Source organism: Serratia sp. Ae19-1 (genome assembly GCF_059801225.1).
The window spans coordinates 500,687-525,797 of sequence record NZ_JBCHWD010000001.1; the positions used below are offsets into that span (position 1 = coordinate 500,687).

Below are 25,111 nucleotides of genomic sequence, written 5' to 3' on the forward strand. Positions count from 1 at the left end.
CGCTGTCAGGGGAGTGATACAACAAGGTATGCGTAGTCTTTAATTGGGCTTTTCTGGTTTAGTGACTCTTTCTTAATTAGTTTTATTTATATTTTTATGCTCTGGAACTGTCAGGAACTCTGTATGCGTAAATGTCTTACATGCTGTCTTATGTTAATTTTAATTTATCCTTTGGGTGTGGACTTATATCTTGTAGGCTTACCTGATATTGCCAGGGATCTGAATGCTTCTGCCGTCGACCTGCATACCGCATTTTCAATTTATTTGGCGGGTATGGCATCAACCATGATTATCGCGGGGATAGTCTCCGATCGGTTTGGTCGAAAACCCATTGCGTTATTGGGTGCGCTTATTTTTTCCTGTGCTTCATATGGCGCAGCCTTGACTATCACGGCCGATCAGTTTCTTTTTGCTCGGTTTTGGCAAGGCGTCGGTGCCGGTTTCTGTTATGTCGTCACTTTTGCTATTCTGAGGGATGCTCTGGACGATGATAAGCGTTCAAAAGTGCTCTCCGTGATTAACGGCATTACCTGCATTGTTCCCGTTATCGCCCCTGTGCTGGGGTATTTACTGTTAATGAATTTCAAATGGCCAAGCCTCTTCACCGGTATGGCCATTTTCGCCGGAATATCATGTTTTGTCTGTTTAGTCTGGCTTGATGAAACCTACCATAAGAATAAAGACGCACATCAAACAACAGACCTCAGTGGTGAAAGTCTGCTCTCATCATTATTTATAAGCCGTTTATTCATAACCTGCCTGTCAATCACAGCGATCTTGACCTATGTGAATACCTCGCCAATTATTTTAATAACCCAAATGGGGTTTTCTACCGCGCAATACTCTATATCGATGGCTGTGCTTGCAAGCTTTAGCATGATCACTTCATTTTTAATGCCTTACTTGCTTTCTCGGTTGGGCCAAACAACGGTTCTTTTTCTGTCTCAGATGTTGTTTTTAACCTGTGCCTGCGTATTTTTCTTTACGCAGGCGCTCTACCTGAGCACCTATTTAAATCTCGTTGGATTCGCCATGATTGGCGTGAGTTTCGCTATGGGGTTTGGGGTCTTAATGAGCCAGGCGCTTAAGCCGTTTAAACAAAATGCCGGCTTGGCGAGCTCCGTACTGGCGATTTGCCAGATCGCGTTTTCTGCAGGCTACATCTGGATTATGGGAATGCTTGGCGTGAGCGCAGTAAATATGCTGATTATACTGTTGGTGTTTTCCAGCATCGCAAACTCGATCATATTGATCGCTGTACCCAATCAACAACGCAGCCTTCAGGTGTAAAGGCCGCGTCGTTCGGCGTATCCCTTTCTTCTGGACAAACCTCGGCAGAAGAAAGGGCGTGAGTGCAGTCGGGTTCGCTATGCTGGCGTACTACGTTCATAAGCTAATGGCTTATTGACTTAGTAGCGTTCTGTATAGCCGGCCTGACGCTCTTCGTCGCGCAGCGTCAGGATCTCCACGCCGTCGGCGGTGACCGCCACGGTGTGCTCCCACTGCGCCGACAATTTTTTGTCGCGCGTCACCACCGTCCAACCGTCTTTCTTCTGCTTGATGCGGCGATCGCCCTGGTTGATCATCGGCTCGATGGTGAACACCATGCCTTCCTGCAGCACCATACCGCTGCCGGGTTGGCCGTAGTGCAACACCGCCGGCTCTTCGTGCATGTCGCGACCGATGCCGTGGCCGCAATATTCCCGTACGATGCTATAGCCGGCCTGTTCGGCGTGCCGCTGGATGGCGTGGCCGATATCCCCCAGAGTAGCGCCCGGTTTTACCGCGCGAATGCCTTGCCACATCCACTCATAGACGTTGTTCACCAGCCGTTTGGCCAGCGGCGTCACCTGGCCGATGCAGTACATCTTGCTGGAGTCGGCGATGTAGCCGCCGTTTTCCAGCGTGATGTCCACGTTGACGATCATGCCGGAACGCAGGATTTTGCTGGCCGACGGCACCCCGTGGCATACCACGTCGTCGACTGAGGTGTTGAGCACATAGGGGAAATCATACTGCCCCTTGCTGGCCGGGCGCGACTTCAATTCTTCGACGATAAACGCCTCGGCGCGGTCGTTGATCTCCATGGTGGAGATGCCTTCGACAATCACCTCATCGAGCATAGCGAACACTTTAGCCAGCAGAGCGCCGGAATGGCGCATTTTGGCAATCTCTTCCGGCGTTTTAATCACAATCTGTTTCACCCGACAATCTCCTTCAGCGTCAGCGCGTTATCTTTCATCATTTTTTTTACCAGTTGCGGGTAGGTCAGCTCCGGATGGAACTCCGCCAGCATCCCGATCTTGATCCAGTACTCGGCCTGCGCGTTGATCGAACGCGTCATGGTCAGGCTGGCGAGGCGCAGATCGTCATGCAGCGCGTCTGAAATTTTTACGATGCCCATCGGCGTCTCCCTAAGTGAACAATATATGAAGTGTATACGTTTAGGATGGTGGCGATGTGGCATTCTGTGGCGTAAGAAGATTCTGGCAACAACGATTGCCGCCGCCAGGCAATGCGTTTATTGTGATGAACGACTTTTTTGCCATGATTTTTCAGAAGGATTTAAGGCGTGACTAAACTACGTGTTGGGGTGATTTTTGGCGGTAAATCGGCGGAGCATGAGGTGTCGCTGCAGTCGGCCAAAAACATTGTGGATGCAATCGACAAAGAGAAGTTCGATGTCACGCTGCTGGGGATCGACAAACAGGGGCAGTGGCACATCAACGATGCCTCCAACTACCTGCTTAACGCCGAAAACCCGGCGCTGATCGCGCTGAACCGCTCGAACAAGAACGTGGCGCTGATCCCGGGCCAGGAAAAGCAGCAACTGATCGAAGCGGGCAGCGCCGGCGCGCTGGGCCAGCTAGACGTCATCTTCCCGATCGTGCACGGCACGCTGGGGGAGGACGGCTCGCTGCAGGGGCTGCTGCGCATGGCCAATATGCCGTTCGTCGGCGCCGGGGTGCTCGGCTCGGCGGTCAGTATGGATAAAGACGTGACCAAACGCCTGCTGCGCGACGCCGGGCTGGCGGTGGCGCCGTTCGTCACCCTGACGCGCGCCAACCGCGCCGGGTTTACGTTTGAGCAACTGAGCGAGCGCCTCGGCCTGCCGCTGTTCGTCAAGCCGGCCAACCAGGGCTCGTCGGTCGGGGTCAGTAAGGTGGAAAACCGCGCCGAGTTCAATGCGGCGGTGGCGTTGGCCTTCAGTTTCGATCACAAGGTGCTGGTGGAGTCGGCGATCGTCGGCCGCGAGATCGAGTGTGCGGTGCTGGGCAACGACGACCCGCAGGCCAGCGTGTGCGGCGAGATCGTGCTGAGCGACGCCTTCTACTCCTACGACACCAAATACATCAATGAGCAGGGTGCTCAGGTGGTGGTGCCGGCGGCAATCGCGCCGGAAGTGAGCGACCACATTCGCGAAGTGGCGCTGAAGGCGTTCCGCGCGCTGGAGTGCTTCGGGTTGGCGCGGGTGGATGTGTTCCTGACGCCGGACAACCAGGTGGTAATCAACGAAATCAACACGCTGCCGGGCTTCACTAACATCAGCATGTATCCCAAGCTGTGGGCCGCCAGCGGCGTCAGCTATCAGGCGCTGATCACGCGTCTGATCGAATTGGCGCTGGAGCGTCATCAGCAGGATCGCGCGCTGAACAGCTCAGTGTTCGATCGCTAAACGCGCTGGGGGCGGCGGTGCCGCCCCCGTCCATCACTTCACCGTCACGTCGATATCGCCGAAATACTTCTTCGACAGCGCCGCCACCGTGCCTTGCTGTTTCACTTTGGCGATGGCGGCGTCCAGTTTTTTCTTCAGCGCCTCATCCCCTTTGCGCAGGCCGAAGGCGATGCCTTCACCGAGGATCTTGTCGTCGTGCACCGCCGCGCCGACGAAGGCGAAGCCCTTGCCATCCGGCTGCGACAGGAAGCCGCTTTGCCCCGACGGTGCCATTACCAGCGTGGCATCGAGCCGACCGGCCGCCAGATCGAGATAAACCTGATTCTGATCCTGATACGACACCACGTCCACACCCGCCGGCGCCCAATGGGTTTTGGCGTAGATCTCCTGAATCGATCCTTGCAGCACGCCCACGTGTTTGCCCGCCAGCGTTTTGGCGTCCGGCAGCAGGCCGCTGCCCGCTTTGGCGATCAGGCGGTTCGGCACCTGATAGATGGCGTCGGTAAAGGCGATCGCCTGACGCCGCTGTTCGGTCACGTTCATCGCCGAGTTGATGGCGTCGAATTTGCGTGCCTGCAGCGCCGGGATCAGGCTGTCGAACGAGGTTTCCACCCAGCTGCATTGCAACTGTGCGGCGGCGCACACCGCGTCGCCCAGTTCAATGTCGAATCCTTCCAGTTTGCCGCTGGCGGATTTGGATTCGAACGGCGGATACAGTGCTTCCACGCCGAAGCGCAGGCTGTTTTCCGCCGCCGACGAAGCGCCGGCGGCCAGCAGGCATCCGGCGGCGAACAGCGTTTTCAGAGCTTTCATAGGCAGTGCCCCTTTCCCATGGTCGGACAAAAAATTACACCTGGCTCAGGCGGCGCGCGCCTTCCAACAGGGTCTCGTTATCTTTGGAAAAACTCAGCCGGATTAGGCCGGTATCGGTACCGTCGCTGTAGAACGCCGACAGCGGGATCGTCGCCACCTTCGCTTCGCGGATCAAGCGCACGGCGAAATCATTGTCGCTTTCGTGACTGAAGCCGCTAAAGCGGGCCAGCATGAAGAAGCTGCCGCGGCTGGGCAGCAGCTCAAAGCGCGAATCCTGCAGGGCGCTGGCCAGCAGATCGCGTTTTTGTTGGTAAAACGCTGCCAGCCCCAGGTAGCTCTGTGGGTTGGCGAGCGCGGCGGCAAAGGCGTGCTGCATCGGCGTATCGGCGGAGAACACCATGAACTGGTGCACCTTGCGGATCTCGTCCATCAACGCCGCCGGCGCCAGACAATAGCCGACGCGCCAGCCGGTGACGTGGTAGGTTTTACCGAACGACGACACGATCACGCTGCGTTCCGCCAGCTGCGGGTAGCGCGCCATGCTGTGGTGAATATCGCCGTCGAACACCACGTGCTCGTAGACCTCGTCGGACAGGATCACGATGTCGGTGTCGCGGGTCAGGGCGGTCAGGCGTTCGATGTCGTGCTCGTCAAACACCGCGCCGGTCGGGTTGTGCGGCGTGTTGACGATGATCATGCGCGTTTTGCCGTTGATGGCGGCGGCCACTTCGTCCCAGTCGACGCGAAAGTCCTGCAGCGACAGCTTGATCGCCACCGGCGTGGCGCCCTGCAGGCGAACGATCGGCGCATAGCTGTCGAATGCCGGTTCGAAATAGATCACCTCGTCGCCGGGGTGCACCAGCGCGCTGATCGCCGAGTACAGCCCTTCGCTGGCGCTGGCGATCACCGTGATTTCTTCGTCGGCGTCATAGCGCGCGCCGTACAATCGTTCAGCTTTTTCCGCCAGGGCAGCACGTAACGCCGCCACGCCGCTCATCGGCGCGTATTGGTTATGACCTGCGCGCATGGCTTGCGCCGTTGCCTCGATCAGTTGCGGATCACCGGCGAAGTTGGGCGCGCCCTGCGACAGATTGAGGGCCTGATGTTCGGCGCTGAGTTGGCCAATGACGGTGAAAATGGTGGTGCCGACGTCCGGCAGCTTCGAGCGGGAAGAGCAGGCGCTCTGCATGATGGGCTCCAGGCAAACAGGGAAGTGTTGAGCGATTAAGCATCAGCCGGCGTAGGCGGACAAGGGAAAGTTTGTCATACTTGCCATGCATTCAGATCATGGCTAATCGAGGCACGCTATGCCGATATCCCTGCCGTCGCTCGACGTGTTGAAAACCTTTGTGGTGGTGGCGCAACGCCTCAACTTTACCCATGCCGCCCGGCAGCTGCACCTGACGCAGGGGGCGGTCAGCCGGCAAATCCTCGGGCTGGAGCAGCGCCTGGGCTATCCGCTGTTCAGCCGCCAGGCGCGCGGTCTGGCGCTGACGCCGCAGGGCGCGCAGCTGCTGGCGCCAGTGCAGCAGGCGCTGGGGCAGTTGGATGAAGCCCTGACGCGGGCCGCCGCCGCGCCGGGGGCGCTGCGCATCAAATGCCCGACCTGCGCCATGCGCTGGGTGTTGCCGCGTATCATTCGCCTGCAGAATGAACGGCCGGACATGCACATCGAGCTGACCGCCTCGGTGTCGCACGGCCTGGATTTCAGTACCGAGCAGTTTGACGCCGCGGTGGTGTTCGGCCGGCCGCCGGGTAAAAAGCTGACCGCGCACCTGCTGTTCGATGAAATTCTCACGCCGGTCTGCACGCCGACGTTTCTGCCGCCGACGCCCCGGCTGGCGGATTTGACGGACCAAACCCTGCTGCACCCGACGCGCGATCGGCGCGACTGGCTGCGCTGGCTGAAGGCGGCGGGCGCCGATGCGCTGCCGTCCGGCAAGGCTCAGCATTTCGATACCCTCGATCTGGCGATGAGCGCCGCGCTGCAGGGGTTCGGCATCGCCATCGGCGATCTGTGCCTGCTGGAGGAGGATATTCAGGCGCAACGCATCGTCACGCCGTTCCCGCTCTGCGTCAGCAGCGGCGCGGCCTATTATTTGGTCTATCCTGAACGCACGGTGGCGCCGCCGGCGTTGACACAGCTTATCGATTTTCTGACGGTTGAGGCCGCCGGCAGCCGCGCCCGGTTACAGAATTACCTGCCGATAACCTGTAATGCTTTGTAAACATTACCGATGCGAATTCCCTTGGCGATGAAACAGAGTGTGGCAAACTGTTTCTTCACTCCGATTAAACTCCGCGGCGTTGGCGGCGGAAACACGCCTGAGATAAAACAAGATGAAATGGCTTTGTGTGGTGAGTATGTTGTCCGGTCTGGCCCTCAGCCCGGCTTTTGCGCAGGAAACGCCGATAGCGCAGGGCATTCACGCCCAGCAGCGCGACGCCTTCGTGTCCCATTTGATGAAGCAGATGACGCTGGAAGAGAAGATCGGCCAGCTGCGGCTGATCAGCGTCGGGCCGGATAACCCGAAAGAAGCGATCCGCGAGGGCATCCGCAACGGGCAGATCGGCGCCATCTTCAATACCGTCACCCGGCCGGATATCCGGGTGATGCAGGATCAGGCGATGCAGCTCAGCCGCCTGAAAATTCCGCTGTTCTTCGCCTATGACGTAGTGCACGGCCAGCGCACGGTGTTCCCGATCAGCCTGGGGCTGGCGGCCAGCTTCGATCTGGAGGCCATTGCGCTCAGTGCCCGGGTGGCGGCGCAGGAGGCCAGCGACGACGGCCTCAACATGACCTTCGCGCCGATGGTCGATATCACCCGCGATCCGCGCTGGGGCAGGGTCTCCGAAGGCTTCGGCGAAGACACCTGGCTGGTATCGAAAATCGCCAAAGTGATGGTCGACGGTTTCCAGAACGGCGATCCGGCCAAGCCCGGTTCGGTGATGGCCAGCGTCAAGCACTTTGCGTTGTACGGCGCCGTCGAAGGCGGCCGCGATTACAACACCGTCGACATGAGCCCGCTGCGCATGCATCAGGACTATCTGCCGCCTTACAAAGCGGCGGTGGATGCCGGCAGCGGCGGGGTGATGGTGTCGCTCAACTCGGTGAACGGCGTGCCGGCCACCGCTAACCCGTGGCTGCTGAAAGATCTGTTGCGCGACCAGTGGGGCTTTAAAGGCATCACCATCAGCGACCATGGCGCAATTAAAGAGCTGATTAAACACGGCGTGGCCGCCGACGCGCGTGACGCGGTGCGCCTGGCGATCACCTCCGGCGTCGATATGAGCATGAGCGACGAGTTTTACGACAAATACCTGCCGGGTCTGGTGAAAGACGGGCTGGTGCCTGAAAGCGACATCGATCGCGCCTGCCGCGACGTGCTGAACACCAAGTACGACATGGGGCTGTTCAAGGATCCGTATGTGCATCTGGGGCCGGTGGGTTCCGATCCGCAGGACACCAACGCCGAAAGCCGCCTGCACCGCGCCGAAGCGCGGGTGGTGGCGCGCAAGACGATGGTGCTGCTGAAGAACGATAAGCAGACGCTGCCGTTGAGCAAGCAGGCGACCATTGCGCTGGTCGGGCCGATGGCCGACAGCCAGCGCGACGTGATGGGCAGCTGGTCGGCTGCCGGGGTGGTCAAGCAGTCGGTCACCCTGCGCGAAGGGCTGGAGCGGGCGGTGGGCGACAAGGCGCGCATTCTTTACGCCAAGGGCGCCAACGTCACGCAGGATAAAGGCATCATCGACTATCTCAACGAGTATGAACCGGCGGTGGCGTTCGACACCCGTTCGCCGCAGCAGATGATCGACGAAGCGGTGCAGGCGGCGAACAAGGCCGACGTGGTGGTGGCGGTGGTGGGCGAATCGCAGGGCATGGCGCATGAGGCCTCCAGCCGCGCCGACATTACGATTCCGCAGAGCCAGCGCGATCTGATCGCCGCGTTGAAAGCCACCGGCAAGCCGCTGGTGCTGGTGCTGATGAACGGCCGGCCGCTGGCGCTGAGTTGGGAGAGCGAGCAGGCGGACGCCATGCTGGAAACCTGGTACAGCGGTACCGAAGGCGGCAACGCGGTGGCTGATGTGCTGTTCGGCGACTACAACCCGTCGGGCAAGCTGCCGATGACCTTCCCGCGCTCGGTCGGCCAGATCCCGATGTACTACAACCACCTGAACACCGGCCGGCCGTTCGGCAAGGAGAACCCCGGTAAGTACACCTCGCGCTACTTCGATTCGCCTAACGGCCCGCTGTATCCGTTCGGTTACGGCCTGAGCTACACCACCTTCAGCCTGTCGGATCTGAAATTGTCCAGCCCGACGATGGCGCGCAACGGCAAACTAACTGCCAGCGTCACGCTGAAGAATACCGGCAAGTACGACGGCGCCACGGTGGTGCAGCTGTACCTGCAGGACGTGACCGCCTCGGTCAGCCGGCCGGTGAAGGAGCTGCGCAACTTCAAGAAAGTGACGCTGAAGGCCGGTCAGTCGCAACAGGTTGAGCTGCCGATTAGCGAAGAAGACCTGAAGTTCTACAACGCCAGCCTGAAGTGGGAGGCGGAGCCGGGTAAATTCAACGTGTTCGTTGGCCTGGATTCCGACAACGTGCAGGCGCAAAGCTTTACGCTGAAGTAAGTCTTCCCCCTCTTTCACTGCGGTGGGAGAGGGGCACCATCCATTCCCGCCAACGTCATCGGAGCCTGTCTCATGAAACGTTATCTGGACTGCAGCGCCAGCGATCTGGCCGATATCGGCAAAGCCGATCTGCTCTATGCCATCCGCGCCAGTGAAGGACGCATTCTGGTCAGCGAAACCATTGCGGTCACTCAGCCGCTGCTCAATAACGTCACCAACGCCGAACTGGCGGCCAGCCAGGGCGCCGACCTGCTGCTGTTGAACCTGTTCGACGTCGATCAGCCACACATCGCGGGCCTGCCCGCCGACGTGCCGCCGCAGGAGGCGCTGCGCACGCTGCAGCGGCTGACCGGGCGGGTTATCGGGGTGAATCTGGAGGCCGTCGATCCGGCCTTCGCCACCGAACATAACGATTTCTGGCAGATGACGGTGGGCCGCGCCGCCACCGCCGAGAATGCGCGCAAGCTGTATCAGCTCGGCGCGCGCATGGTGGTGCTGACCGGCAACCCGAACAACGGCGTCAGCAATCAGGCGATCGCCGCCGCGCTGAAAGCGATCCGCGACGAAGTGGGCGACGAGATGGTGCTGGTGACCGGCAAGATGCACGGCGCCGGCATCGTGCGCGAAAGCGGCAGCCAGCTGATCGGCGAGCAGGATATCGCGCTGTTCGTGGAGAACGGCGCGGACATCGTGTTGTTGCCGGCGCCGGGCACCATTCCCGGCATGTCGCAGGAGAAAGTCGCGGCGTTGATCGCTTTTGCCCAGCGGCAGGGCGCGCTGGCGATGACGGCGATCGGCACCTCACAAGAGGGCGCCGACGTGCAGACCGTGCGGCAGATCGCGCTGATGAGCAAAATGGCCGGGGCGGATCTGCACCATATCGGCGATACCGGCTATCTGGGGCTGGCGCTGCCGGAAAACATCTTCGCCTACAGCGTGGCGATCCGCGGCGTGCGCCACACCTACAGCCGCATGGCGCGCTCGGTGAACCGCTAAGCCTGGGGTTTTTGCGCCGTTACGATGCTGTAGTAGCCGAGCGACGGTATCACCTGCGGCGTAGTGAAGCCGACGTCGCGCAGCAGGTCGCTGATTTCCCTGCCGGAGTATTGGCGGCCCTGCGTCGTCCAACTGAGCATCAGAAGATTGTAACCGGCGAGAGTTGGCGGGCCGCCGTCGTCGTCGAATAGCGCCTCGTGTATCACTATTCTCCCGCCGACGGGCAGCGCGTCGTAGCTTTTCTGCGCCAGAAAACGGTTTTTATCCGGCCTCCAGTCGTGGAAAACATTGGAATACACATGCAGATCGGCGGCGGGATAAGGATCTTGCCACATGTCGCCGCAGCAGCTGGTGATACGCGAGCTTAAACCGTATTGCCGGGCGTAGTCGTCCGCCAGTGGGCCTATTTCCTGCAGGTCGAACACGATACCCATCAGCTCGGGCCAATGAATTACCAGGCCGATGGCGTGTGCGCCGGAAGCGCCGCCGATATCCAACGCCACGCGATGCGCTGCCAAAGGAAGCCGCGTCGGCCAAACGCAAGCGGAACCGATGCTCAGGCTGTGCATGGCGCGCGTGAATTGGCGCGCTTTTTCCGCATCGAACTCGTGCGTGGCGAAGACTTCTGGTTCGCCATAGGCCTGTGAGGTGTTTTTCCGAATGGCGCACTCCATATTTTTTAACGAGAAGGTTTCACTGTTTTCATACAGTAAATCCCAATAGTAACCAAAGTAATGAGGGCTCTTTTTTAGCAGAAAGCTTTCGGTTTCGGGTGCGAGAGTCAATTTTCCGCCGATGGGGATAATTAATTTTAAAGATTGCAACGCCGTCATCAAGGCTTCAGCCGGTCGTCTCTCCAGATGCGCTGTGAAACAAATGTCTGTTAACGTGCGGGGATATTCAGCGATAAACTCAAATATACCCAGGCGATGCGCGATAAGCACCGCCGGATAAAGATATAAATTCATCGTGATATCGAGAATGCTCTGGTTGTCGCATTGCGGCGGTAGGATGGCCTGTTGCATGTGAGCCCTCTCTCACTGTGCCATGGGGCGTTCTAACAGGCTATGCCATGCCAGTGGTTTTCGCAAAGCGCGGCGCGGAGACGAACGCTTTCGTTGAAAATAATCTCTTCATGAAATTATTTATTATTCGTATTTTTAACGATAATGCCTGACGAGAGAGAAATAGCGCAGAGCCGGGGATTATTACCCAATCATGCGTTTTTATTTTATCAGAGGTTAACTTAATCACAGTTATTAACGCGTTAGGGTTGTGTTAATCTAGACCGTCGTTATACCGTACCGGTATTCACATTCTTTTTGTGAATAATTCAAACTTAAATACTTCATTATTAAAACGAGTTAACAATGAAAAAAACTATTCTGACCGGCGTGATTGCCGCGACCCTGGGCCTGTTCAACACCGCTAACGCCGAAGGGATGGACCCTGCCGCATTGAAAAACGTCTATGACATTACGCGTAATACCAGCGGGCTGATGTCTTACTGCGTCGATAAAGGTTTCCTGAAAGCGGACAGCATCGACAACGCCAAGAAAATGGTGGCCTACGTGGCCGCCATTCCCGGCGGTGTCGACACCCGCGATGGCGACAAGCGTGAAGCGATGGGCCGTGAAGGCAATGTGCTGAACGACGACGGCAAAGTGGTTGCGTTGGAAAAGGAAGCGCCACAGGGTCTGCAGGCGTGGTGCCAACAGGCTGACGAAGGCATTCGTCAGGGGCTGACCTCTATCGGCCAATAAGCGTTTTTCACGCATTCTTTGCGCTCTCAGGCTCCGCCGGCGTTACGGCGGAGCGCTGCTTTAGTCAATGTTCCCCCTCACTTTTCTTCCTGCACACATGGCGTGAGGCTTGATCTCGCTGATTGTTTCGCCATGCTCATCGCTATATCATTAGCTATATAACGATAGTCAACCGGTCACTGCCATGTTTAACTCTCTCCCGCGCCTGCTGTTGGTGCTTGCGTTGTTTTCCACCGCCGCCCTGGCGGATCGCCAGGTCACCGATCAGCTCAACCGCCAGGTCACGCTGCCCGATCACATCACCCGCGCCGTGGTGCTGCAACATCAGACGCTGAACCTGCTGGTGCAGCTTGATGCGATGCCGCAGGTGGTCGGCGTGCTCAGCAGTTGGAAAAAGCAGCTGGGGCCAAACTACCTGCGGCTGGCGCCGACGTTGGCAACCTTGCCGATGCCGGGCGACCTGACTTCGGTGAATATCGAAAGCCTGCTCGGCCTGCATCCGCAGGTGGTGTTCGTGGCCAACTATGCGCCGCCGGAAATGATTGCGCAGATCGAACGGGCGGGGATTCCGGTGGTGGCGATCTCGCTGCGTCGCGAAGCGGCCGATCAGGCGGGCAAAATGAATCCACAGCTGAGCGATGAGGATCGGGCCTATACGTTGGGCCTGCAGGACGGAATTCGCCTGATTGGCGAGGTGATGGAGCGGCAGCCTCAGGCTGAAGCGCTGATCAAGGACGTCATTCAACAGCGCGCGTTGGTCGCCGAACGGCTGCGCGATCTGCCGGAAGACCAGCGGGTGCGGGTGTATATGGCCAACCCCGATCTCACCACCTACGGCGCCGGTAAATATACCGGGCTGATGATGCGGCACGCCGGTGCGCTCAATGTGGCGGCGAAAGATATTCAGGGGTTTAAGCAGGTCTCTATCGAAGATGTATTGCGCTGGGATCCGGCGGTGATCTTCGTGCAGGAGCGTTACCCGGACGTGGTGAAACAGATCCTGACGGCGCCGCAGTGGCAGCCGATCGACGCGGTGAAGAATAAGCGGGTCTACCTGATGCCGGAGTACGCCAAGGCCTGGGGATATCCGATGCCGGAGGCAATGGCGCTGGGTGAATTGTGGATGGCGAAAAAGCTTTACCCGCAGCGTTTTGCCGATATCAATCTGCAGCAACGGGTCGACGCTTATTATCAACGCTATTATCGCGCCACCTGCTGCCAGAGCGGGCAATGAGGCTGGGCTGGCTGGCGCTGCTGACGCTGTGCTGCGCGCTGTTTTCGCTCGGCGTCGGCCGCTTTCAGGTGCCGATGACGCACAGCCTGATGATCCTGCTGGAGCCGTTCACTGGGCAGCATTATGCAGGCATCGACGCCATTCAGCGCCAGGTGATCCTCGGGGTGCGCGTGCCGCGGGTGCTGTTGGCGATGGGCGCCGGCGCGGCGCTGGCCCTGTGCGGCGCGACTTTGCAGGGTGTCTTTCGCAACCCGCTGGTCGATCCGCATATTATCGGCGTGTCGTCCGGCGCCGCCTTTGGCGGCACGCTGGCTATCCTGCTCAGCCTGCCGTTGGCGGCGCTGCTGTTGTCGGCTTTTGTTTTCGGCATGGCGGCGCTGCTGCTGATTTTCACTCTCACCAGCGCCATTGCGCGGCGCAATATTCTCTCTTTGGTACTGGCGGGGGTGATCCTCAGCGGCTTTTTCTCCGCCTGCGTCAGCCTGATGCAATATCTGGCGGATACCGAAGAAAAGCTGCCGAGTATCGTGTTCTGGCTGCTCGGCAGCTTTGCCACCGCCGATCGGCAAAAGCTGTTGATGCTGTTTGTGCCTTTGCTGTTGGCCGGCGGTTTGCTGCTGGCGCTGCGTTGGCGCATCAATCTGCTGTCGTTGGGCGATGAGGATGCCGGTGCATTGGGCATCAACGTTGAGCGTACCCGCTGGCTGATTTTGACGCTGTGCGCCGCCATTGTGGCCGCCCAGGTGGCGGTCAGCGGCAGCATCGGTTGGGTCGGTCTGGTGATACCGCACGTGGCGAGGCGGCTGGTGGGGCCGGATCACCGGCGTCTGCTGCCGGCTTCGCTTTGCCTGGGTGCCCTGTACATGCTGTTGATCGACGATTTGGCGCGCACGCTGAGCAGCGGTGAAATCCCGCTGGGCATTCTGACCGCGCTGATTGGCGCGCCGCTGTTCGCGCTGCTGCTGCGCCGCGCGCAAGTGAGAGGCTGGCATGACTGACACCTTATTGGCCGCCAGGGGGGTGAGCTTCGCCTGGCCGGGTGAGGCACCGCTGTTCCAACACCTGGACATTCAGCTGCGGCGCGGCGAAGTGCTGGCGGTATTGGGCCCCAATGGGTGCGGCAAGAGCACGCTGCTGCAGCTGTTGTTAGGCAGCCTGACGCCGCAATCCGGCGAGATTGAGCGCTACGGTGAGATTGGCTTTGTCCCGCAGCACTTTTCGCCGCCGTTTGCCTATCGGGTGCTGGATATCGTATTGATGGGGCGGGCGCGCCATGTCGGCCTGTTCCGTTCACCGTCAGCCAAAGATCATCGACTGGCGAGAGAAGCGTTGCAAACGTTGGGTTTACAAGAGCTGGCGGCGCGAGAATTCGGCAGCCTATCTGGCGGTCAACGTCAATTAGCGATGATCGCCCGCGCGTTGGCGATGCGCTGCGAGGTGTTGATTTTGGATGAACCGACTTCGGCGCTGGATCTGCATTACCAGGATCGGGTGTTGAGCCTGATGGCGCGCCTGGCGCGGGAGCAGCAGTTGGCGGTGGCGTTCTCCACCCATCAGCCCAACCATGCTCATGCGGTGGCCGATCGGGCTTTGCTGCTGGGCAAGGAAGGGCGTAGCCAGCTCGGTGCCTGCCGCGAGGTGTTAACGGCGCAATCCCTGTCGCCCTTGTTTGAACTGGCGATCGAACGGGTGCCGTTGACGGTGGCGGGCCGCCGTTACGCGACGCTGGTGCCGTTGTATCGCAGCCAATTGGAGCGACATGATGAGTGATATCCTGCTGTTTGCCGCCGGCAGCCTGCGGCTGGCGTTTGCGCCGCTGCTGTCGGCGTTTCAGCGCGACACCGGGCAAAAGGTCTCGGCGGAATTCGGCCCGGCGGGGCTATTGCGCCAACGGATAGAGAACGGTGAGCGGCCGCAGCTGTTCGCCTCGGCCAACGTGGCGCATCCGCAAAGGTTGGCGGATCTCGGTATCGCGGGCGCGGTGCAGATTTTTGCGCACAATCGGCTATGCGCCACGGTGCGCAACGTGCCGGCATTAACCGAGCGTCCGCTACCTGAGGTGTTGTGCGATCCGCGCTGGCGGCTTGCCACCTCGACGCCGGGAGCCGATCCCTCCGGCGATTATGCGCAGCGGCTTTTCGAACGCTGTGAACAATCCTGGCCGGGGCAAGGAGAAGCGCTGCGCCGGCGGGCGTTGCCGCTGGTTGGCGGGATAGATTCCGCACCGGTACCGGCGGGCCGACTGGCGGCGGAGTATCTGATAGCCAGCGGGCAGGCGGACATTTTTCTCGGCTACGCCAGCTATGCCCCGGCGTTGGCGGCCTACCCGACGTTGGTGGTGCGAACGTTGCCGCCGCCGCTGGACATCGAGGCGGATTACGGCCTATGCCTGCTGGATGAAGAAGCGCAGCGGTTGGCCGCATTTATCTTGAGCGAACAGGGGCAGGAAATATTGAGCCGGCACGGGTTTATGCGGCGTCAGGCATGACTCGCCGGGCCTGACGGCCCGGAGAATCTCACCAAAACAGCGGAGTGGTGTTTTCAGCTAAAAACGCCAGCAGCGTTTCGTTGACCGCCGTCGGGTTTTCTTTGTTGCTGATATGGCCGGCGTTGGGGATCAGCACATGCCGACAGCCGAGAAGATCCGCCATGCGCTGGCCTTCCGTCGGTGGACGCGGTTTATCCTGCGCGCCGGTGATGACGATACTGGCGGCGGTGATGTTTTCCAGCAGCGCCAGCTTGTCGGGGCGACCGAAGATCATCCGGCCCAGCGGCACGATGCTGTCGCGCAGCCGATCGGCGGGCAGGTTCTGCAGATGGGCCAGCAATGGCTGTGACAGCGCATCGGGCACCTCGTCGGAATAGAACTGCGCGGCGATATATTCCAGCAGAGGCGACGTGATGGCACCGGCCTGTTCCACGGCGGCCAGCATGCCCATATAGCGCTGCCGTGCCTCCGGCGTTTCGTCGCCCAGGTAGCTGTCCAGCAGCGCCAACACTTTCACCCGCTCCGGTGCCAGCGCCGCCAGTTCCGCGCCCCACATGCCGCCGACGGACAGGCCGACGATGCCGAACTCTGCGATATCCAAATGATCCATCAGCGCCAAATGATCGGCGGCGATATCCGACAGGCTGTTTCGCCCAGGCGGCAGCGCCGGGGAGTCGCCGTGGCCCCACAGATCAGGCACGATCAGGCGGTAACGTTTGGCCAGCGCCTCGAACTGCGGTGTCCACATGTTCAGATCGAACAGATAGCTGTGGCCCAGCAGCAACGGAAAGCCTGAGCCCACGTCGAGATAATGCAGGGATTTGCCCATCGTTGGCATCTTGTCGGTTCCTTATATAAAGAGAGTTCGGCTGCTTATATCACACTCATATTCAACCTACGGTATTAATTTACCTTAAATTACTTAGGTAAACCCTTATTTTTAATTTCTCTTGATAACAAGACGTCAATGAAAGGTGACGCTAAGGATAATATTCTGGTGACGATAAGCGCCTTGGTTTATGCTGGCGCTCCTTTCGGTATGGAATAGATAAACAGGACGTCGCGATGAAAAGACTTTTCAGACTATTAATTATTTTGCTTGCCATTTTGCTGCTGGCGGCAGTGCTGTGGTGGTTCTTCGGGCGCGGCAATCCGAATGCGCTGTGGCAAATCGTCAGCCAACAGTGCGTGCCTAATCAGCAGCAAAACAACGATCCGGCGCCCTGCTTAAAGGTTGATTTAACCGAGGGTTATGTGCTGTTCAAGGATAGCAAAGGCCCTTACCACGATCTGGTGATGCCGACTGAAAAGGTCAGCGGTATCGAGAGCCCGGCATTGCAGACGGAGCACGCGCCGCCTTATTTCGCTCAGGCCTGGAATAACCGTGAACATATATCCGGCGAGCTGGGTAAACCGTTAAAAGATGCGTGGATGTCTCTGGCGGTCAATTCGAAATATGGTCGCTCTCAGGATCAGCTGCATATTCACGTTGCCTGTTTGCGCCAGGATGTCTATAACGCGTTGGGTGAGCAGGCGCAGCAATTAGATCAACAGTGGCGGCCGCTGGCGGTGAAATTGGTCGGCCATCAATACCTGGCCAGAAAATTGGCGGGCACCGATTTAACCCAGGAAGATCCTTTCCGTTTGCTGAACAACTATGTGGTCGAACAGGGTGACAGCATCGGTAACTATGGCCTGGCGCTGGCGGTCAGCCCACAGGGCGAGATGCTGCTGTTGGCGAACCGTTTGAAGCTGACCGACCTGAATCTGGGCTCGGCCGGTGAAATTCAGGACTACCACTGCGCGGTGGCGGGGAACTGAGTTTTTCTTATCGCTCCCCGTTGTCGGGGAGTGAATCCGTTAAAATACGTTATATCGATCTGTATTAATTACATTTTATTTTATTCTGCGACATCTGCTTGATCCCATCAGAACGTTCGATCTACTATTTGTTTGCACAAGCAAATAAATAATCGAGAGCCATCCGATATGTCTCAACCACGTAAACTTCCTGCTGCACTGGGCATCCATCTGGATGTCACCAACCGTCTATGGCGCACGGCGATGGACCAGTCGGTGAAAATGACCAATCTGACGCGCCCGCATTGGCTGGCGCTGAGTGCGATTGCCGATCTGGGTGATGGCTGCACGTTGAAAGACGTTTCGCAGCATTTGAACGCCGAAGTCTCGACGATGTCGCGCGCGCTGCTGTTTCTGGAAAAAAACCGGCTTATCGCTCGCGATGCCCTGTCCGAAGATAAACGCGCCAAAGGGGTGAGAATGACCGAGGCCGGGCAGGAGATGCTGGCGCAGTTGGATCATTCCAGCCAACAAGCGCGCCAAAAATTGCTTAACGGCATTTCGGCCGGCGATCTGGAGGCTTTTTACCGCGTATTGTTTGGCATCAAGCATAACGCGGTCGCGATGCTCGATCAGGAAAATCTGTTGCCGGACGAGTTTGCGCTGTTGGCGGAGGAACGAGCGGATGCGATGAAACCGGAGGGTGAAGCGTGAACGGCCGCTGGCGGAGAGCACGACAGCTGTGCGTTATCGTGTTGGGGATCTTTTCCTGCCCGGTCTTCGCCAGCCACAATGACCAACAGCTCATCGCACGCGGAAAATATCTGGCTATCGCCGCAGATTGCGCGGCTTGTCACCGCGGCAGCGCCCAACAGGACGCCCCCTATGTCGGCGGTTATGCCATCGCTTCGCCGATGGGCGATATCATCGCCAGCAATATCACGCCCGCCAAGGGGACCGGCATTGGCGACTACAGTGAGCAAGAGTTTCGCCGCGCGTTGACGCAGGGTATCCGGCGGGACGGCCAACCCTTGTATCCCGCCATGCCCTATACCGCTTATCGGGGATTGAGCGATGACGATCTGCACGCGCTGTATCGCTATTTTATGGCCGGGGTTGCCCCGGTCGATCGTGCGGTGCCTGAGAGCCAACTGGCGTTCCCTTTTTCCTGGCGTTATGCGATTCACGGCTGGAACTGGCTGTTTCTGGAAAAAACGCCCATCGATGAAGAGCAGAAGAAGGCGCGTGGTCGCTATCTGGTAGATGTTTTGGGGCATTGCTCGGCGTGTCACAGCCCGCGTAACGGGCTGATGGCGGAACGCCGCGATCGCTATCTGGCTGGAGGGGAGGCCGGCGGTTGGATCGCGCCGAATATCACCTCGGATCCCGTCAGCGGCATCGGCGGCTGGAGCCAGAAAGAATTGGTGCAGTATCTGCGCACCGGGCGCAATGACAAAGCCCAGGCGGCCGGCGGCATGGCGGAAGCGGTGGAGCATAGTCTGCGTTTCCTGAGTGACGACGATCTCGACGCCATCGCCGACTGGCTTAAACAGACGCCGCCGATCGTCACCGTGCAAGGAACGAAAGCGGCCTATGACTATCAGGGAGGCGGTGAAGGCCGCGCAGCCGGGCAGGCGTTGTATGCCGCTGCCTGCGCCAGCTGCCATCGCCTGGGCGGCGAAGGCGCCTACGACGGCCATTTTCCTTCTTTGACTCACAACTCCACCGTAGGCAACGAACAGGCCAATAACCTGATCATGGTGATGCTGCATGGCGTGCAGCGTCAGGGGGAGACGCTGAAAACCTGGATGCCGGGATTCGCCGATAGCCTGGATGACCGGCAACTGGCCGAGGTGGGTAATTACGTATTGCAGCAATTCGGCAATCCGGCGGTCAGGATAACGCCGGAGCAAGTGGCTCGGCAGCGGGCGGGCGGTGAAAAACCGTGGTTGATCGCGTCATTGCCTTATTTGTTCTGGGGCGGTGTGTTGCTGGTATTGATCGGCATCGGGACGTGGGTGAAGCGTCGGATGAAGCATTGATTGGGGAGAGGATGGCATGAAGTTCAATCTGAACGGCCAGGCGGTCGAATTTAACGGCGAGCCGGATACGCCGCTGCTGTGGGTGATTCGGGAACATTTTAAGTTAACCGGCACCAAGTTCGGCTGCGGTATCGGCGCCTGTGGCGCCTGTACGGTACATGTCGACGGTAAGGCAGTGCGTTCATGTTGCTATCCGCTGCAATTGGTGCGCGATCGGCAGGTGACCACCATCGAAGGGTTGTCCACCGATCGCAGTCATCCGGTGCAGCAGGCCTGGATTGCGGAGGATGTGCCGCAGTGCGGCTACTGCCAATCGGGCATGATCATGGCGGTCAGCGCGCTGCTGGCGGAGCACCCGAAGCCGGACGACCGGCTGATAGATACGGGCCTGACCAATCTGTGCCGCTGCGCCACCTACTACCGTATCCGCGCGGCGGTGCATCGCGCCGCCGACAAGGGAGAACCCTAAGCATGGCGATCACCCGCAGAACCTTGATTAAAGGCAGCGCGTTGGCGGTGGCCGCCATGCTGTTGCCGATATCGACGCGCAGCGTGGCGGCCGTGGTTTCGCAGGACGCGGCGCCTCCGGACAACCAGTATGAATTGAACGATTGGATCTGGATCGATCGTGAAGGGCGCATCGTCATCGGCGTGTCGCAATGCGAGGTCGGGCAGGGGATCTATACCGGCTTGGCCGAGGTGGTGGCGGCGGAGATGGATGCCGATTGGGCGCAGGTGACGGTGAAATTCGTCACCGGTCGTGACGCCTACCGTCAGGTTGCCGGGGGCGAGGCTTTTGCACAGTTTGTCGCCGCCTCAACCTCAATGACCAAATTTTATCAGCGCGCCCGGTTGGCCGGCGCGCAGGCGAGAGATTTCTTTCTGCGTGCCGGCGCAAAACATTTTGCGCTCTCACCGCAGCAGTGCCGCACGGAGAAAGGCTGGGTGATTGAAGAGGGCGGGCAACGCAAGGTCGCCTATGGCGATCTGGTGCGCTATGCCGCCGAGCTGCCGTTGGATCCGCAGCCGGGATTGAAGAGCGAGGCGCAAGAGCGGGATGGCTTTATTGGTCAGCCGCTATTGCGGGTCGATACGCCGGAAAAAGTGGACGGCAGCGCGATTTACGGTATTGATATCGACCTGCCTGAGATGCTGATCGGCGTTCCCTGGATGGTGCCCGACCTCAGCGGAAAGCTGGTTGCCGTGCGTAATGAACGACAGGTTCGGGCCATGCCGGGCGTGGTGGATCTGGTGCTGACCCGGCAGTGGTCGATGAACAATATGGTCGGTTTGGATCACGATATGTCGCTCAATACGGTGATCGTGGTGGCGGCGAGCTACTGGCAGGCCAAAAAGGCGGCGGATTTGCTGGAGGTCGACTGGTTGCCGGGGGCAGGACAAGCGCTGACCGACAATGTGATTGCGGCGGAGAATCTGGCGATGCTGGACGGCGATACCTTGGTGTCGGCGGTCGATCGCGGTGAGGCGTTGGCGTTGATCCACGACGCTGAGCGGGGGGCGTGCCTGCATGAGGCTCGTTACAGCGCGCCTTATGTGGCGCATGCCACTATGGAGCCTTGCAACGCCACCAGTCATTACGGCGAGGGCCGTATCGAAACCTGGGGCCCTTTCCAGGGACAGGATATGGTGCGCAACGTTCTGGCGAAAATGTTTGGGCTGACGCCGTCGGATGTGGTGGTGAATACGACCTACCTGGGTGGCAGCTTTGGGCGCAAATATCTGCCGGATGCCGTGATGCATGCTACCGCCGCCTCACGGGCGGTAGGAAAACCGGTCAAAGTGATCTATCCGCGCGAGATCGACATGCGGCATGAATACTATCGTCCGGCCTGCATCAGCCATTATCGGGCGCTGTTGGATGAAAACGGCTACCCGCAGGCATTGTGGGCGCGCTATGCCGGGCAGTCGCTCTTCTGGCAAATGCGGCGCGAAACGGTAAACGAGGCCGGTGGATGGGATGAAAGTATGGTGGAGTGCGTTTACAGCACGCCATATCGCATCCCTCACCTGAAGGTAGAGGCCGGCATCGTCGAACAGCCGATCTCCCTGAGCTATCTGCGCGGCGTCGGCAGCGTCGCCAGCCTGTTTTTTTTGGAAAGCTTCATCAGCGAACTCAGCTATAAGGCCAACCGGGATGAGTACCAATATCGGCGGCATCTGTTGCAGGACAACCCGGAAGCGTTGCGTGTACTGGACGCTACCGCGGCGGCGGCAGGTTGGCAGCACGAACCGCCGCCGGGCGTTTATCGCGGTATGTCGTGCAATATTTGGGTCGGCCGCAATAACGCTTTCACCACCTACGTCGGTTTGGTGATTGAAATCGCCATTCAGGAAGGGCGACTGCGGGTGCTCCGTGCGATATGTGCGATTGACTGCGGCAAAGTGATAAACCCGAATCTGGTGCGCGCCAACGTAGAGGGGGGCATCGGTTTCGCGTTGACCACCTGTCTGCACAGCGAACTGCATTTCGAACGGGGCGGCGTGGTGGAAGGGAATTTCGATCGTTATCCGCTGCTTGCGCTCGCTGAAATGCCGAGGGTGGAAGTGGTCGTGCTCGACAGCGCGCGTGCGCCGCAGGGATGCGGGGAAGTGTCGACTGCGGTGGTCGCCCCGGCGATGGCCAGCGCGCTGCATAAGGCTACAGGCAAAACCTATCGTACTATGCCGTTCCCGCGCCGGTTTTCATCCGTTTAACGGCCCACCGGCGTGGTCAGCCGGCGGCTGCCGTGCGGTCAGAGCTTTTTCAGCAATGCCAGCAGTTGCGCTTCGCTTTTTTCTGCCAACCCGTCGATCGCCAGCTTGATGATGTCTGAGCGGGTGATGCGCACGATGCCGCTGCGCGCCGCCTGCACGATCACCTCATCGATAGCTTCGATGTGGTTGTCCGTCAGGCTGACGGAAATCGCTTTGTAGGTGCGTTTGCGGCCGGCCGGCTTGGTTTCCGGCGCGGGCGCCGCGACCGGCAACGTGTGCGAGGTGGCGCTGTTGATGAATTCGTCTTCCGACATGCGGTGGGTGGGGGTGCGCTTCTTCACAGGATCACCTCTTTCACCAGGCATTCGATCTCGGCCTGCGCCTTTTCGTTGTTCGCCTCATGCACGGTGATGGCTTCGCCCCAGGCGTCGCGATAAATTTTGCGGTCGCACAGGCGGTTGCCCACCAGGGTGAATTCCGGGTATTCGCTCAGTACCTGCGCCGCTTCGTTGGCTTCATTAATAAAGATATTGGTCGGGCACATGTTCAGCACGATATAACCTTTAACCTTCTCGTTATATTCCTGCGCGGTGGAGAACATCTCCGACAGATAGCCGATGGTGTCGAGATCCATCTGCGAAGGGCGCAGCGGCGAGAGGAACAGGTCGGCGGCCAGCAGGCCGGAGCGCAGTTCGGCGCTGTCGCGGCCGGCGGTGTCGACGATCACGTAGTCGTAATGGCGATCGAGCTCCAGCAGCGTTTCCTTGATTTTGCCCGATGCGGCCACCACCGGAATATGCGGCAATCCTTCGACGTTCTGACGGTCGTTGTACCAGGTCATGATCGATTTCTGGTCGTCGGCATCGACGATGATCGCCGTCTTGCCTTGCTTAAGAATCAGATACCCGGCGATATTCACCGCTTTCGTCGACTTGCCGACGCCGCCTTTTTGCGAGCCAATCAGAACAATCATGCTGCCATCTCTCAAGTTATTAAGCTGATAACTTATTAAGTTAATGCGCTTATTAGGTTGATAATCAAACAGGTTAACAAGAACAACTCGCGAACAATATGCACCAACTGCGGCGGCTTGCCAAGCCAGTATGTCGTTAACTGCGCAGCTTATTTTGCGGTGAATTGCCCGGGTGGGTAAGTAGGAATTCTCTGGGAAGTCGCGGAGCGGATAAGAGGATATTAATTTAACAGCTTAATAAGTTATTTTCTTATTAAGCTGTTTTCGGCATTACTTCTTCATCATCGCCTTCAGATTGGCGAACGGATTGTGGGTGGCGACGCCGATATCTTTCTGGGCGTCTTCACCCGCCACTACCGTGGAACCGTATTGATCGGCCTCGGTGTATTTCGAGTGTTCATGGTCGTGACAATACAGGCACAGCATCTCCCAGTTGCTGCCGTCTTCCGGGTTGTTGCTGTGATCGTGATCGATATGGTGCACCGTCAGTTCGCGCAGGTTGGAATACACGAACTCACGCGAGCAGCGCCCGCACACCCAGGGGAACAGTTTCAGCGCTTTTTCGCGGTAGCCGGTTTCCAGCTTCGCATAGTTTTTGGGGATGTAGGCCATGGTGGTTGTCCGTCGGGAATCAATATGCGGTAAATAATACCACACTGCATGCGGCTACAACGTGCGGCTCATCACCGTGACGGTTTCACCGGCGACCCGGCGCTGCTCCAGAGGGCGCCAGCCGAGCTTTTGATACAGCGCCTGCTGGTCGGGCGTGTACAGATAGAGCTCGTCGATGCCTTGGCTTCGGCCGTGCTCAATGCAGCGCGCGATCAGACTGCGGGCGATGCCTTGACCGCGGTGCTGCGGGTGGGTGAAGACTTCGCTCAGCCAGACGCCGGCTGATGGCGTCGCGGTTGCTCCACTGTGCAAAGGCGCCCCATTCCTGATGCAGTAATTCGGCCAGTTCGTCAATGCGCTGACGATGTGCGAGCAGCGGTTCGATATGCATGGTTTGCCCGTTTTTATTGTCCGTAAGAGAAGCCACTATAGCCGGGGCGATCGGTTAATGAAACGTCTCCATCGCCCAGTCGATAAACGCCCGCAGCTTGCCGCTGAGGTGGCGATTGGACGGATAGACGACATACATCTGTTCCGGCGGCGGCTGCCAGTCGTGCAGCAGGCTGACCAGCTCGCCGGCATCGAGGTGCGGCTGCGCCATAAAACGATAAGTCTGGATGATGCCCAGGCCGGCCAGGCTCGCCGCCAGCAGCGCGTTGCCTTCATTGATGCTGACCGGGTAGCGTTGTTGGATGGCGATCTCTTTGCCGCGTTCGACGTAGCGCTGTGGATGGATGCGGTCGTTGAGCGGGTGGCGATAGTGCACCATCGGAAAACCCTGTTCCAGATCGCACGGGTGGCGGGGCGTGCCGTGGCGCGCCAGGTAGTCTGGGGTGGCGCAGCTGACCCAGTCCAGATCGAACAGGCGCCGCGCGATCAGGCTGGAGTCGGCCAGCGGGCCGCTGCGGATCACGCAGTCGGCGCTGTCGCTGATAAGATCGATAACGCGATCGCCGACGCTCAGATCGATCTGTATCTGCGGGTAGCGCGCCAGAAAGTCGGGAAGGGCGGGCAGCAGCAGCCGGCGGGCGGTGCCGCCGCCGGTATCGATGCGCAGCACGCCCTGCGGAGAACTTTGCGATTCGGTCAGGCAGCCTTCCATCTGCTCCAGATCCGCCAGCCATTTCACCGTGCGCTGGTAATAGCATTCGCCCTCACGGGTGACCGACACGCTGCGGGTGGTGCGCTGGAACAGCTTGGTCTGCAGGTGATCTTCCAGGCTCTGGATCAGCTTGGTGACCGTGGCTTTCGGCATGCCCAGCGACTCGGCGGCGCGGGTAAAGCCGCCGGTTTCCACCACGCGGTTGAACACCCGTATGGCGAGTAAATGATGGTCCATAGGCTCTCAGCGTAGTGCGCCG

The 25,111-nt window shown here is 59.1% G+C and carries 25 protein-coding genes and 1 pseudogene; 15 read left to right on the plus strand and 11 right to left on the minus strand.

The window, feature by feature from the left end; genetic code table 11:
- Positions 1-123: 123 nt before the first annotated feature.
- Entirely contained in the window at positions 124-1,290 is a 1,167-nt protein-coding gene (locus tag AAIE04_RS02495; RefSeq protein ID WP_154746736.1) for an MdtL family multidrug efflux MFS transporter, read from the plus strand.
- A 119-nt stretch (positions 1,291-1,409) separates the two neighbouring features.
- Here the strand turns inward: AAIE04_RS02495 and map are convergent, their stop codons facing one another.
- Positions 1,410-2,204 carry a type I methionyl aminopeptidase gene (gene map / locus AAIE04_RS02500; RefSeq protein WP_498576427.1) on the minus strand — a complete coding sequence of 265 codons (795 nt, stop codon included), beginning with the start codon at positions 2,202-2,204 and terminating at the stop codon, positions 1,410-1,412.
- Complete coding sequence (locus tag AAIE04_RS02505; protein WP_006324220.1) at positions 2,201-2,404, minus strand: ParD-like family protein; 204 nt, start codon at positions 2,402-2,404, stop codon at positions 2,201-2,203. Before AAIE04_RS02505 ends, map begins: the two co-directional genes overlap by 4 nt.
- Positions 2,405-2,572: 168 nt before the next feature.
- Between AAIE04_RS02505 and ddlA the strand changes: the two genes are divergently transcribed.
- Positions 2,573-3,676: a D-alanine--D-alanine ligase gene (ddlA, locus tag AAIE04_RS02510; RefSeq protein ID WP_498576428.1), complete on the plus strand. Its 1,104-nt coding sequence runs from the start codon at positions 2,573-2,575 to the stop codon at positions 3,674-3,676.
- A gap of 33 nt (positions 3,677-3,709) precedes the next feature.
- On the opposite strand, the gene AAIE04_RS02515 is transcribed toward ddlA, so the two are convergent.
- Positions 3,710-4,489 carry an ABC transporter substrate-binding protein gene (locus AAIE04_RS02515; protein WP_019453935.1) on the minus strand — a complete coding sequence of 260 codons (780 nt, stop codon included), beginning with the start codon at positions 4,487-4,489 and terminating at the stop codon, positions 3,710-3,712.
- A gap of 34 nt (positions 4,490-4,523) precedes the next feature.
- Positions 4,524-5,678, minus strand: coding sequence for a pyridoxal phosphate-dependent aminotransferase (locus AAIE04_RS02520; RefSeq protein ID WP_063918962.1), 1,155 nt, complete (start codon positions 5,676-5,678; stop codon positions 4,524-4,526).
- 118 nt (positions 5,679-5,796) lie between these two features.
- Here AAIE04_RS02520 and AAIE04_RS02525 point away from each other — a divergent pair, with 118 nt between their 5' ends.
- From AAIE04_RS02525 to AAIE04_RS02535, 3 genes are all read left to right on the plus strand, one after another.
- A complete protein-coding gene (locus AAIE04_RS02525; protein ID WP_498576429.1) occupies positions 5,797-6,717 on the plus strand; it encodes a LysR substrate-binding domain-containing protein in 921 nt (306 codons plus the stop codon).
- A 112-nt stretch (positions 6,718-6,829) separates the two neighbouring features.
- Positions 6,830-9,127: a beta-glucosidase BglX gene (gene bglX, locus AAIE04_RS02530; RefSeq protein ID WP_154746737.1), complete on the plus strand. Its 2,298-nt coding sequence runs from the start codon at positions 6,830-6,832 to the stop codon at positions 9,125-9,127.
- Positions 9,128-9,199: 72 nt separating this feature from the next.
- Entirely contained in the window at positions 9,200-10,123 is a 924-nt protein-coding gene (locus tag AAIE04_RS02535) for a DUF7916 family protein (RefSeq protein ID WP_498576430.1), read from the plus strand.
- On the opposite strand, the gene AAIE04_RS02540 is transcribed toward AAIE04_RS02535, so the two are convergent.
- Entirely contained in the window at positions 10,120-11,148 is a 1,029-nt protein-coding gene (locus AAIE04_RS02540) for a methyltransferase (RefSeq protein WP_498576431.1), read from the minus strand. The genes AAIE04_RS02535 and AAIE04_RS02540 overlap by 4 nt on opposite strands.
- A gap of 345 nt (positions 11,149-11,493) precedes the next feature.
- Here AAIE04_RS02540 and AAIE04_RS02545 point away from each other — a divergent pair, with 345 nt between their 5' ends.
- The 5 genes from AAIE04_RS02545 (at position 11,494) to AAIE04_RS02565 (ending at position 15,608) form a co-directional block, all read left to right on the plus strand.
- Positions 11,494-11,886 (plus strand): hypothetical protein, encoded by a 393-nt coding sequence (locus tag AAIE04_RS02545; protein WP_019453929.1) that lies wholly within the window; start codon positions 11,494-11,496, stop codon positions 11,884-11,886.
- A gap of 184 nt (positions 11,887-12,070) precedes the next feature.
- A complete protein-coding gene (locus tag AAIE04_RS02550; protein WP_498576432.1) occupies positions 12,071-13,120 on the plus strand; it encodes an ABC transporter substrate-binding protein in 1,050 nt (349 codons plus the stop codon).
- Complete coding sequence (locus AAIE04_RS02555) at positions 13,117-14,118, plus strand: FecCD family ABC transporter permease (protein WP_164095282.1); 1,002 nt, start codon at positions 13,117-13,119, stop codon at positions 14,116-14,118. The genes AAIE04_RS02550 and AAIE04_RS02555 overlap by 4 nt, the downstream gene beginning before the upstream one ends.
- Positions 14,111-14,890, plus strand: coding sequence for an ABC transporter ATP-binding protein (locus tag AAIE04_RS02560; protein ID WP_498056517.1), 780 nt, complete (start codon positions 14,111-14,113; stop codon positions 14,888-14,890). The genes AAIE04_RS02555 and AAIE04_RS02560 overlap by 8 nt, the downstream gene beginning before the upstream one ends.
- The gene (locus AAIE04_RS02565) at positions 14,883-15,608 is read left to right on the plus strand and encodes a substrate-binding domain-containing protein (protein ID WP_080356215.1); all 726 of its coding nucleotides are present in this window, start codon (positions 14,883-14,885) and stop codon (positions 15,606-15,608) included. Before AAIE04_RS02560 ends, AAIE04_RS02565 begins: the two co-directional genes overlap by 8 nt.
- A 28-nt stretch (positions 15,609-15,636) precedes the next feature.
- On the opposite strand, the gene AAIE04_RS02570 is transcribed toward AAIE04_RS02565, so the two are convergent.
- Positions 15,637-16,437 carry an alpha/beta fold hydrolase gene (locus tag AAIE04_RS02570; protein WP_498576632.1) on the minus strand — a complete coding sequence of 267 codons (801 nt, stop codon included), beginning with the start codon at positions 16,435-16,437 and terminating at the stop codon, positions 15,637-15,639.
- Positions 16,438-16,673: 236 nt separating this feature from the next.
- Here AAIE04_RS02570 and AAIE04_RS02575 point away from each other — a divergent pair, with 236 nt between their 5' ends.
- The 5 genes from AAIE04_RS02575 to AAIE04_RS02595 all read left to right on the plus strand — a co-directional run bounded on the left by AAIE04_RS02575 (position 16,674) and on the right by AAIE04_RS02595 (position 22,165).
- Positions 16,674-17,429 carry a CDP-diacylglycerol diphosphatase gene (locus AAIE04_RS02575; RefSeq protein ID WP_025160012.1) on the plus strand — a complete coding sequence of 252 codons (756 nt, stop codon included), beginning with the start codon at positions 16,674-16,676 and terminating at the stop codon, positions 17,427-17,429.
- Between the two features lie 168 nt (positions 17,430-17,597).
- Positions 17,598-18,122 (plus strand): MarR family winged helix-turn-helix transcriptional regulator, encoded by a 525-nt coding sequence (locus AAIE04_RS02580; protein WP_498576433.1) that lies wholly within the window; start codon positions 17,598-17,600, stop codon positions 18,120-18,122.
- Complete coding sequence (locus AAIE04_RS02585; RefSeq protein ID WP_498576434.1) at positions 18,119-19,450, plus strand: c-type cytochrome; 1,332 nt, start codon at positions 18,119-18,121, stop codon at positions 19,448-19,450. The genes AAIE04_RS02580 and AAIE04_RS02585 overlap by 4 nt, the downstream gene beginning before the upstream one ends.
- Positions 19,451-19,466: 16 nt before the next feature.
- Positions 19,467-19,919: a (2Fe-2S)-binding protein gene (locus AAIE04_RS02590; RefSeq protein ID WP_498576435.1), complete on the plus strand. Its 453-nt coding sequence runs from the start codon at positions 19,467-19,469 to the stop codon at positions 19,917-19,919.
- Positions 19,920-19,921: 2 nt separating this feature from the next.
- A complete protein-coding gene (locus AAIE04_RS02595; RefSeq protein WP_049239932.1) occupies positions 19,922-22,165 on the plus strand; it encodes a xanthine dehydrogenase family protein molybdopterin-binding subunit in 2,244 nt (747 codons plus the stop codon).
- Positions 22,166-22,203: 38 nt separating this feature from the next.
- Here AAIE04_RS02595 and AAIE04_RS02600 read toward each other — a convergent pair whose 3' ends face one another.
- The 5 genes and pseudogenes from AAIE04_RS02600 to AAIE04_RS02620 form a co-directional block, all read right to left on the minus strand.
- Positions 22,204-22,506, minus strand: a complete 303-nt coding sequence (locus tag AAIE04_RS02600) for a hypothetical protein (RefSeq protein ID WP_063918969.1) — start codon at positions 22,504-22,506, stop codon at positions 22,204-22,206.
- Entirely contained in the window at positions 22,503-23,138 is a 636-nt protein-coding gene (locus AAIE04_RS02605; RefSeq protein WP_019453916.1) for a division plane positioning ATPase MipZ, read from the minus strand. The genes AAIE04_RS02600 and AAIE04_RS02605 overlap by 4 nt, the downstream gene beginning before the upstream one ends.
- Before the next feature lie 270 nt (positions 23,139-23,408).
- Entirely contained in the window at positions 23,409-23,750 is a 342-nt protein-coding gene (gene yajD, locus AAIE04_RS02610) for an HNH nuclease YajD (protein WP_004939576.1), read from the minus strand.
- Positions 23,751-23,804: 54 nt separating this feature from the next.
- Positions 23,805-24,141, minus strand: a pseudogene (locus AAIE04_RS02615) (GNAT family N-acetyltransferase).
- A gap of 54 nt (positions 24,142-24,195) precedes the next feature.
- Positions 24,196-25,089: a LysR family transcriptional regulator gene (locus tag AAIE04_RS02620; RefSeq protein WP_063918970.1), complete on the minus strand. Its 894-nt coding sequence runs from the start codon at positions 25,087-25,089 to the stop codon at positions 24,196-24,198.
- Between the last annotated feature and the right edge of the window lie 22 nt (positions 25,090-25,111).

Bases quoted from the DNA above. Each gene is read 5' to 3' on its own strand.
- AAIE04_RS02540 (WP_498576431.1), bottom strand. From the start codon at position 11,148: ATGCAACAGGCCATCCTACCGCCGCAATGCGACAACCAGAGCATTCTC.
- AAIE04_RS02595 (WP_049239932.1), top strand. From the start codon at position 19,922: ATGGCGATCACCCGCAGAACCTTGATTAAAGGCAGCGCGTTGGCGGTG.
- AAIE04_RS02520 (WP_063918962.1), bottom strand. From the start codon at position 5,678: ATGCAGAGCGCCTGCTCTTCCCGCTCGAAGCTGCCGGACGTCGGCACC.
- AAIE04_RS02515 (WP_019453935.1), bottom strand. From the start codon at position 4,489: ATGAAAGCTCTGAAAACGCTGTTCGCCGCCGGATGCCTGCTGGCCGCC.
- yajD (WP_004939576.1), bottom strand. From the start codon at position 23,750: ATGGCCTACATCCCCAAAAACTATGCGAAGCTGGAAACCGGCTACCGC.
- AAIE04_RS02560 (WP_498056517.1), top strand. From the start codon at position 14,111: ATGACTGACACCTTATTGGCCGCCAGGGGGGTGAGCTTCGCCTGGCCG.
- AAIE04_RS02620 (WP_063918970.1), bottom strand. From the start codon at position 25,089: ATGGACCATCATTTACTCGCCATACGGGTGTTCAACCGCGTGGTGGAA.
- AAIE04_RS02570 (WP_498576632.1), bottom strand. From the start codon at position 16,437: ATGGGCAAATCCCTGCATTATCTCGACGTGGGCTCAGGCTTTCCGTTG.
- bglX (WP_154746737.1), top strand. From the start codon at position 6,830: ATGAAATGGCTTTGTGTGGTGAGTATGTTGTCCGGTCTGGCCCTCAGC.
- AAIE04_RS02575 (WP_025160012.1), top strand. From the start codon at position 16,674: ATGAAAAGACTTTTCAGACTATTAATTATTTTGCTTGCCATTTTGCTG.
- AAIE04_RS02545 (WP_019453929.1), top strand. From the start codon at position 11,494: ATGAAAAAAACTATTCTGACCGGCGTGATTGCCGCGACCCTGGGCCTG.
- AAIE04_RS02605 (WP_019453916.1), bottom strand. From the start codon at position 23,138: ATGATTGTTCTGATTGGCTCGCAAAAAGGCGGCGTCGGCAAGTCGACG.
- AAIE04_RS02505 (WP_006324220.1), bottom strand. From the start codon at position 2,404: ATGGGCATCGTAAAAATTTCAGACGCGCTGCATGACGATCTGCGCCTC.
- AAIE04_RS02525 (WP_498576429.1), top strand. From the start codon at position 5,797: ATGCCGATATCCCTGCCGTCGCTCGACGTGTTGAAAACCTTTGTGGTG.
- AAIE04_RS02555 (WP_164095282.1), top strand. From the start codon at position 13,117: ATGAGGCTGGGCTGGCTGGCGCTGCTGACGCTGTGCTGCGCGCTGTTT.
- AAIE04_RS02535 (WP_498576430.1), top strand. From the start codon at position 9,200: ATGAAACGTTATCTGGACTGCAGCGCCAGCGATCTGGCCGATATCGGC.
- AAIE04_RS02590 (WP_498576435.1), top strand. From the start codon at position 19,467: ATGAAGTTCAATCTGAACGGCCAGGCGGTCGAATTTAACGGCGAGCCG.
- AAIE04_RS02550 (WP_498576432.1), top strand. From the start codon at position 12,071: ATGTTTAACTCTCTCCCGCGCCTGCTGTTGGTGCTTGCGTTGTTTTCC.
- AAIE04_RS02565 (WP_080356215.1), top strand. From the start codon at position 14,883: ATGAGTGATATCCTGCTGTTTGCCGCCGGCAGCCTGCGGCTGGCGTTT.
- AAIE04_RS02495 (WP_154746736.1), top strand. From the start codon at position 124: ATGCGTAAATGTCTTACATGCTGTCTTATGTTAATTTTAATTTATCCT.
- AAIE04_RS02580 (WP_498576433.1), top strand. From the start codon at position 17,598: ATGTCTCAACCACGTAAACTTCCTGCTGCACTGGGCATCCATCTGGAT.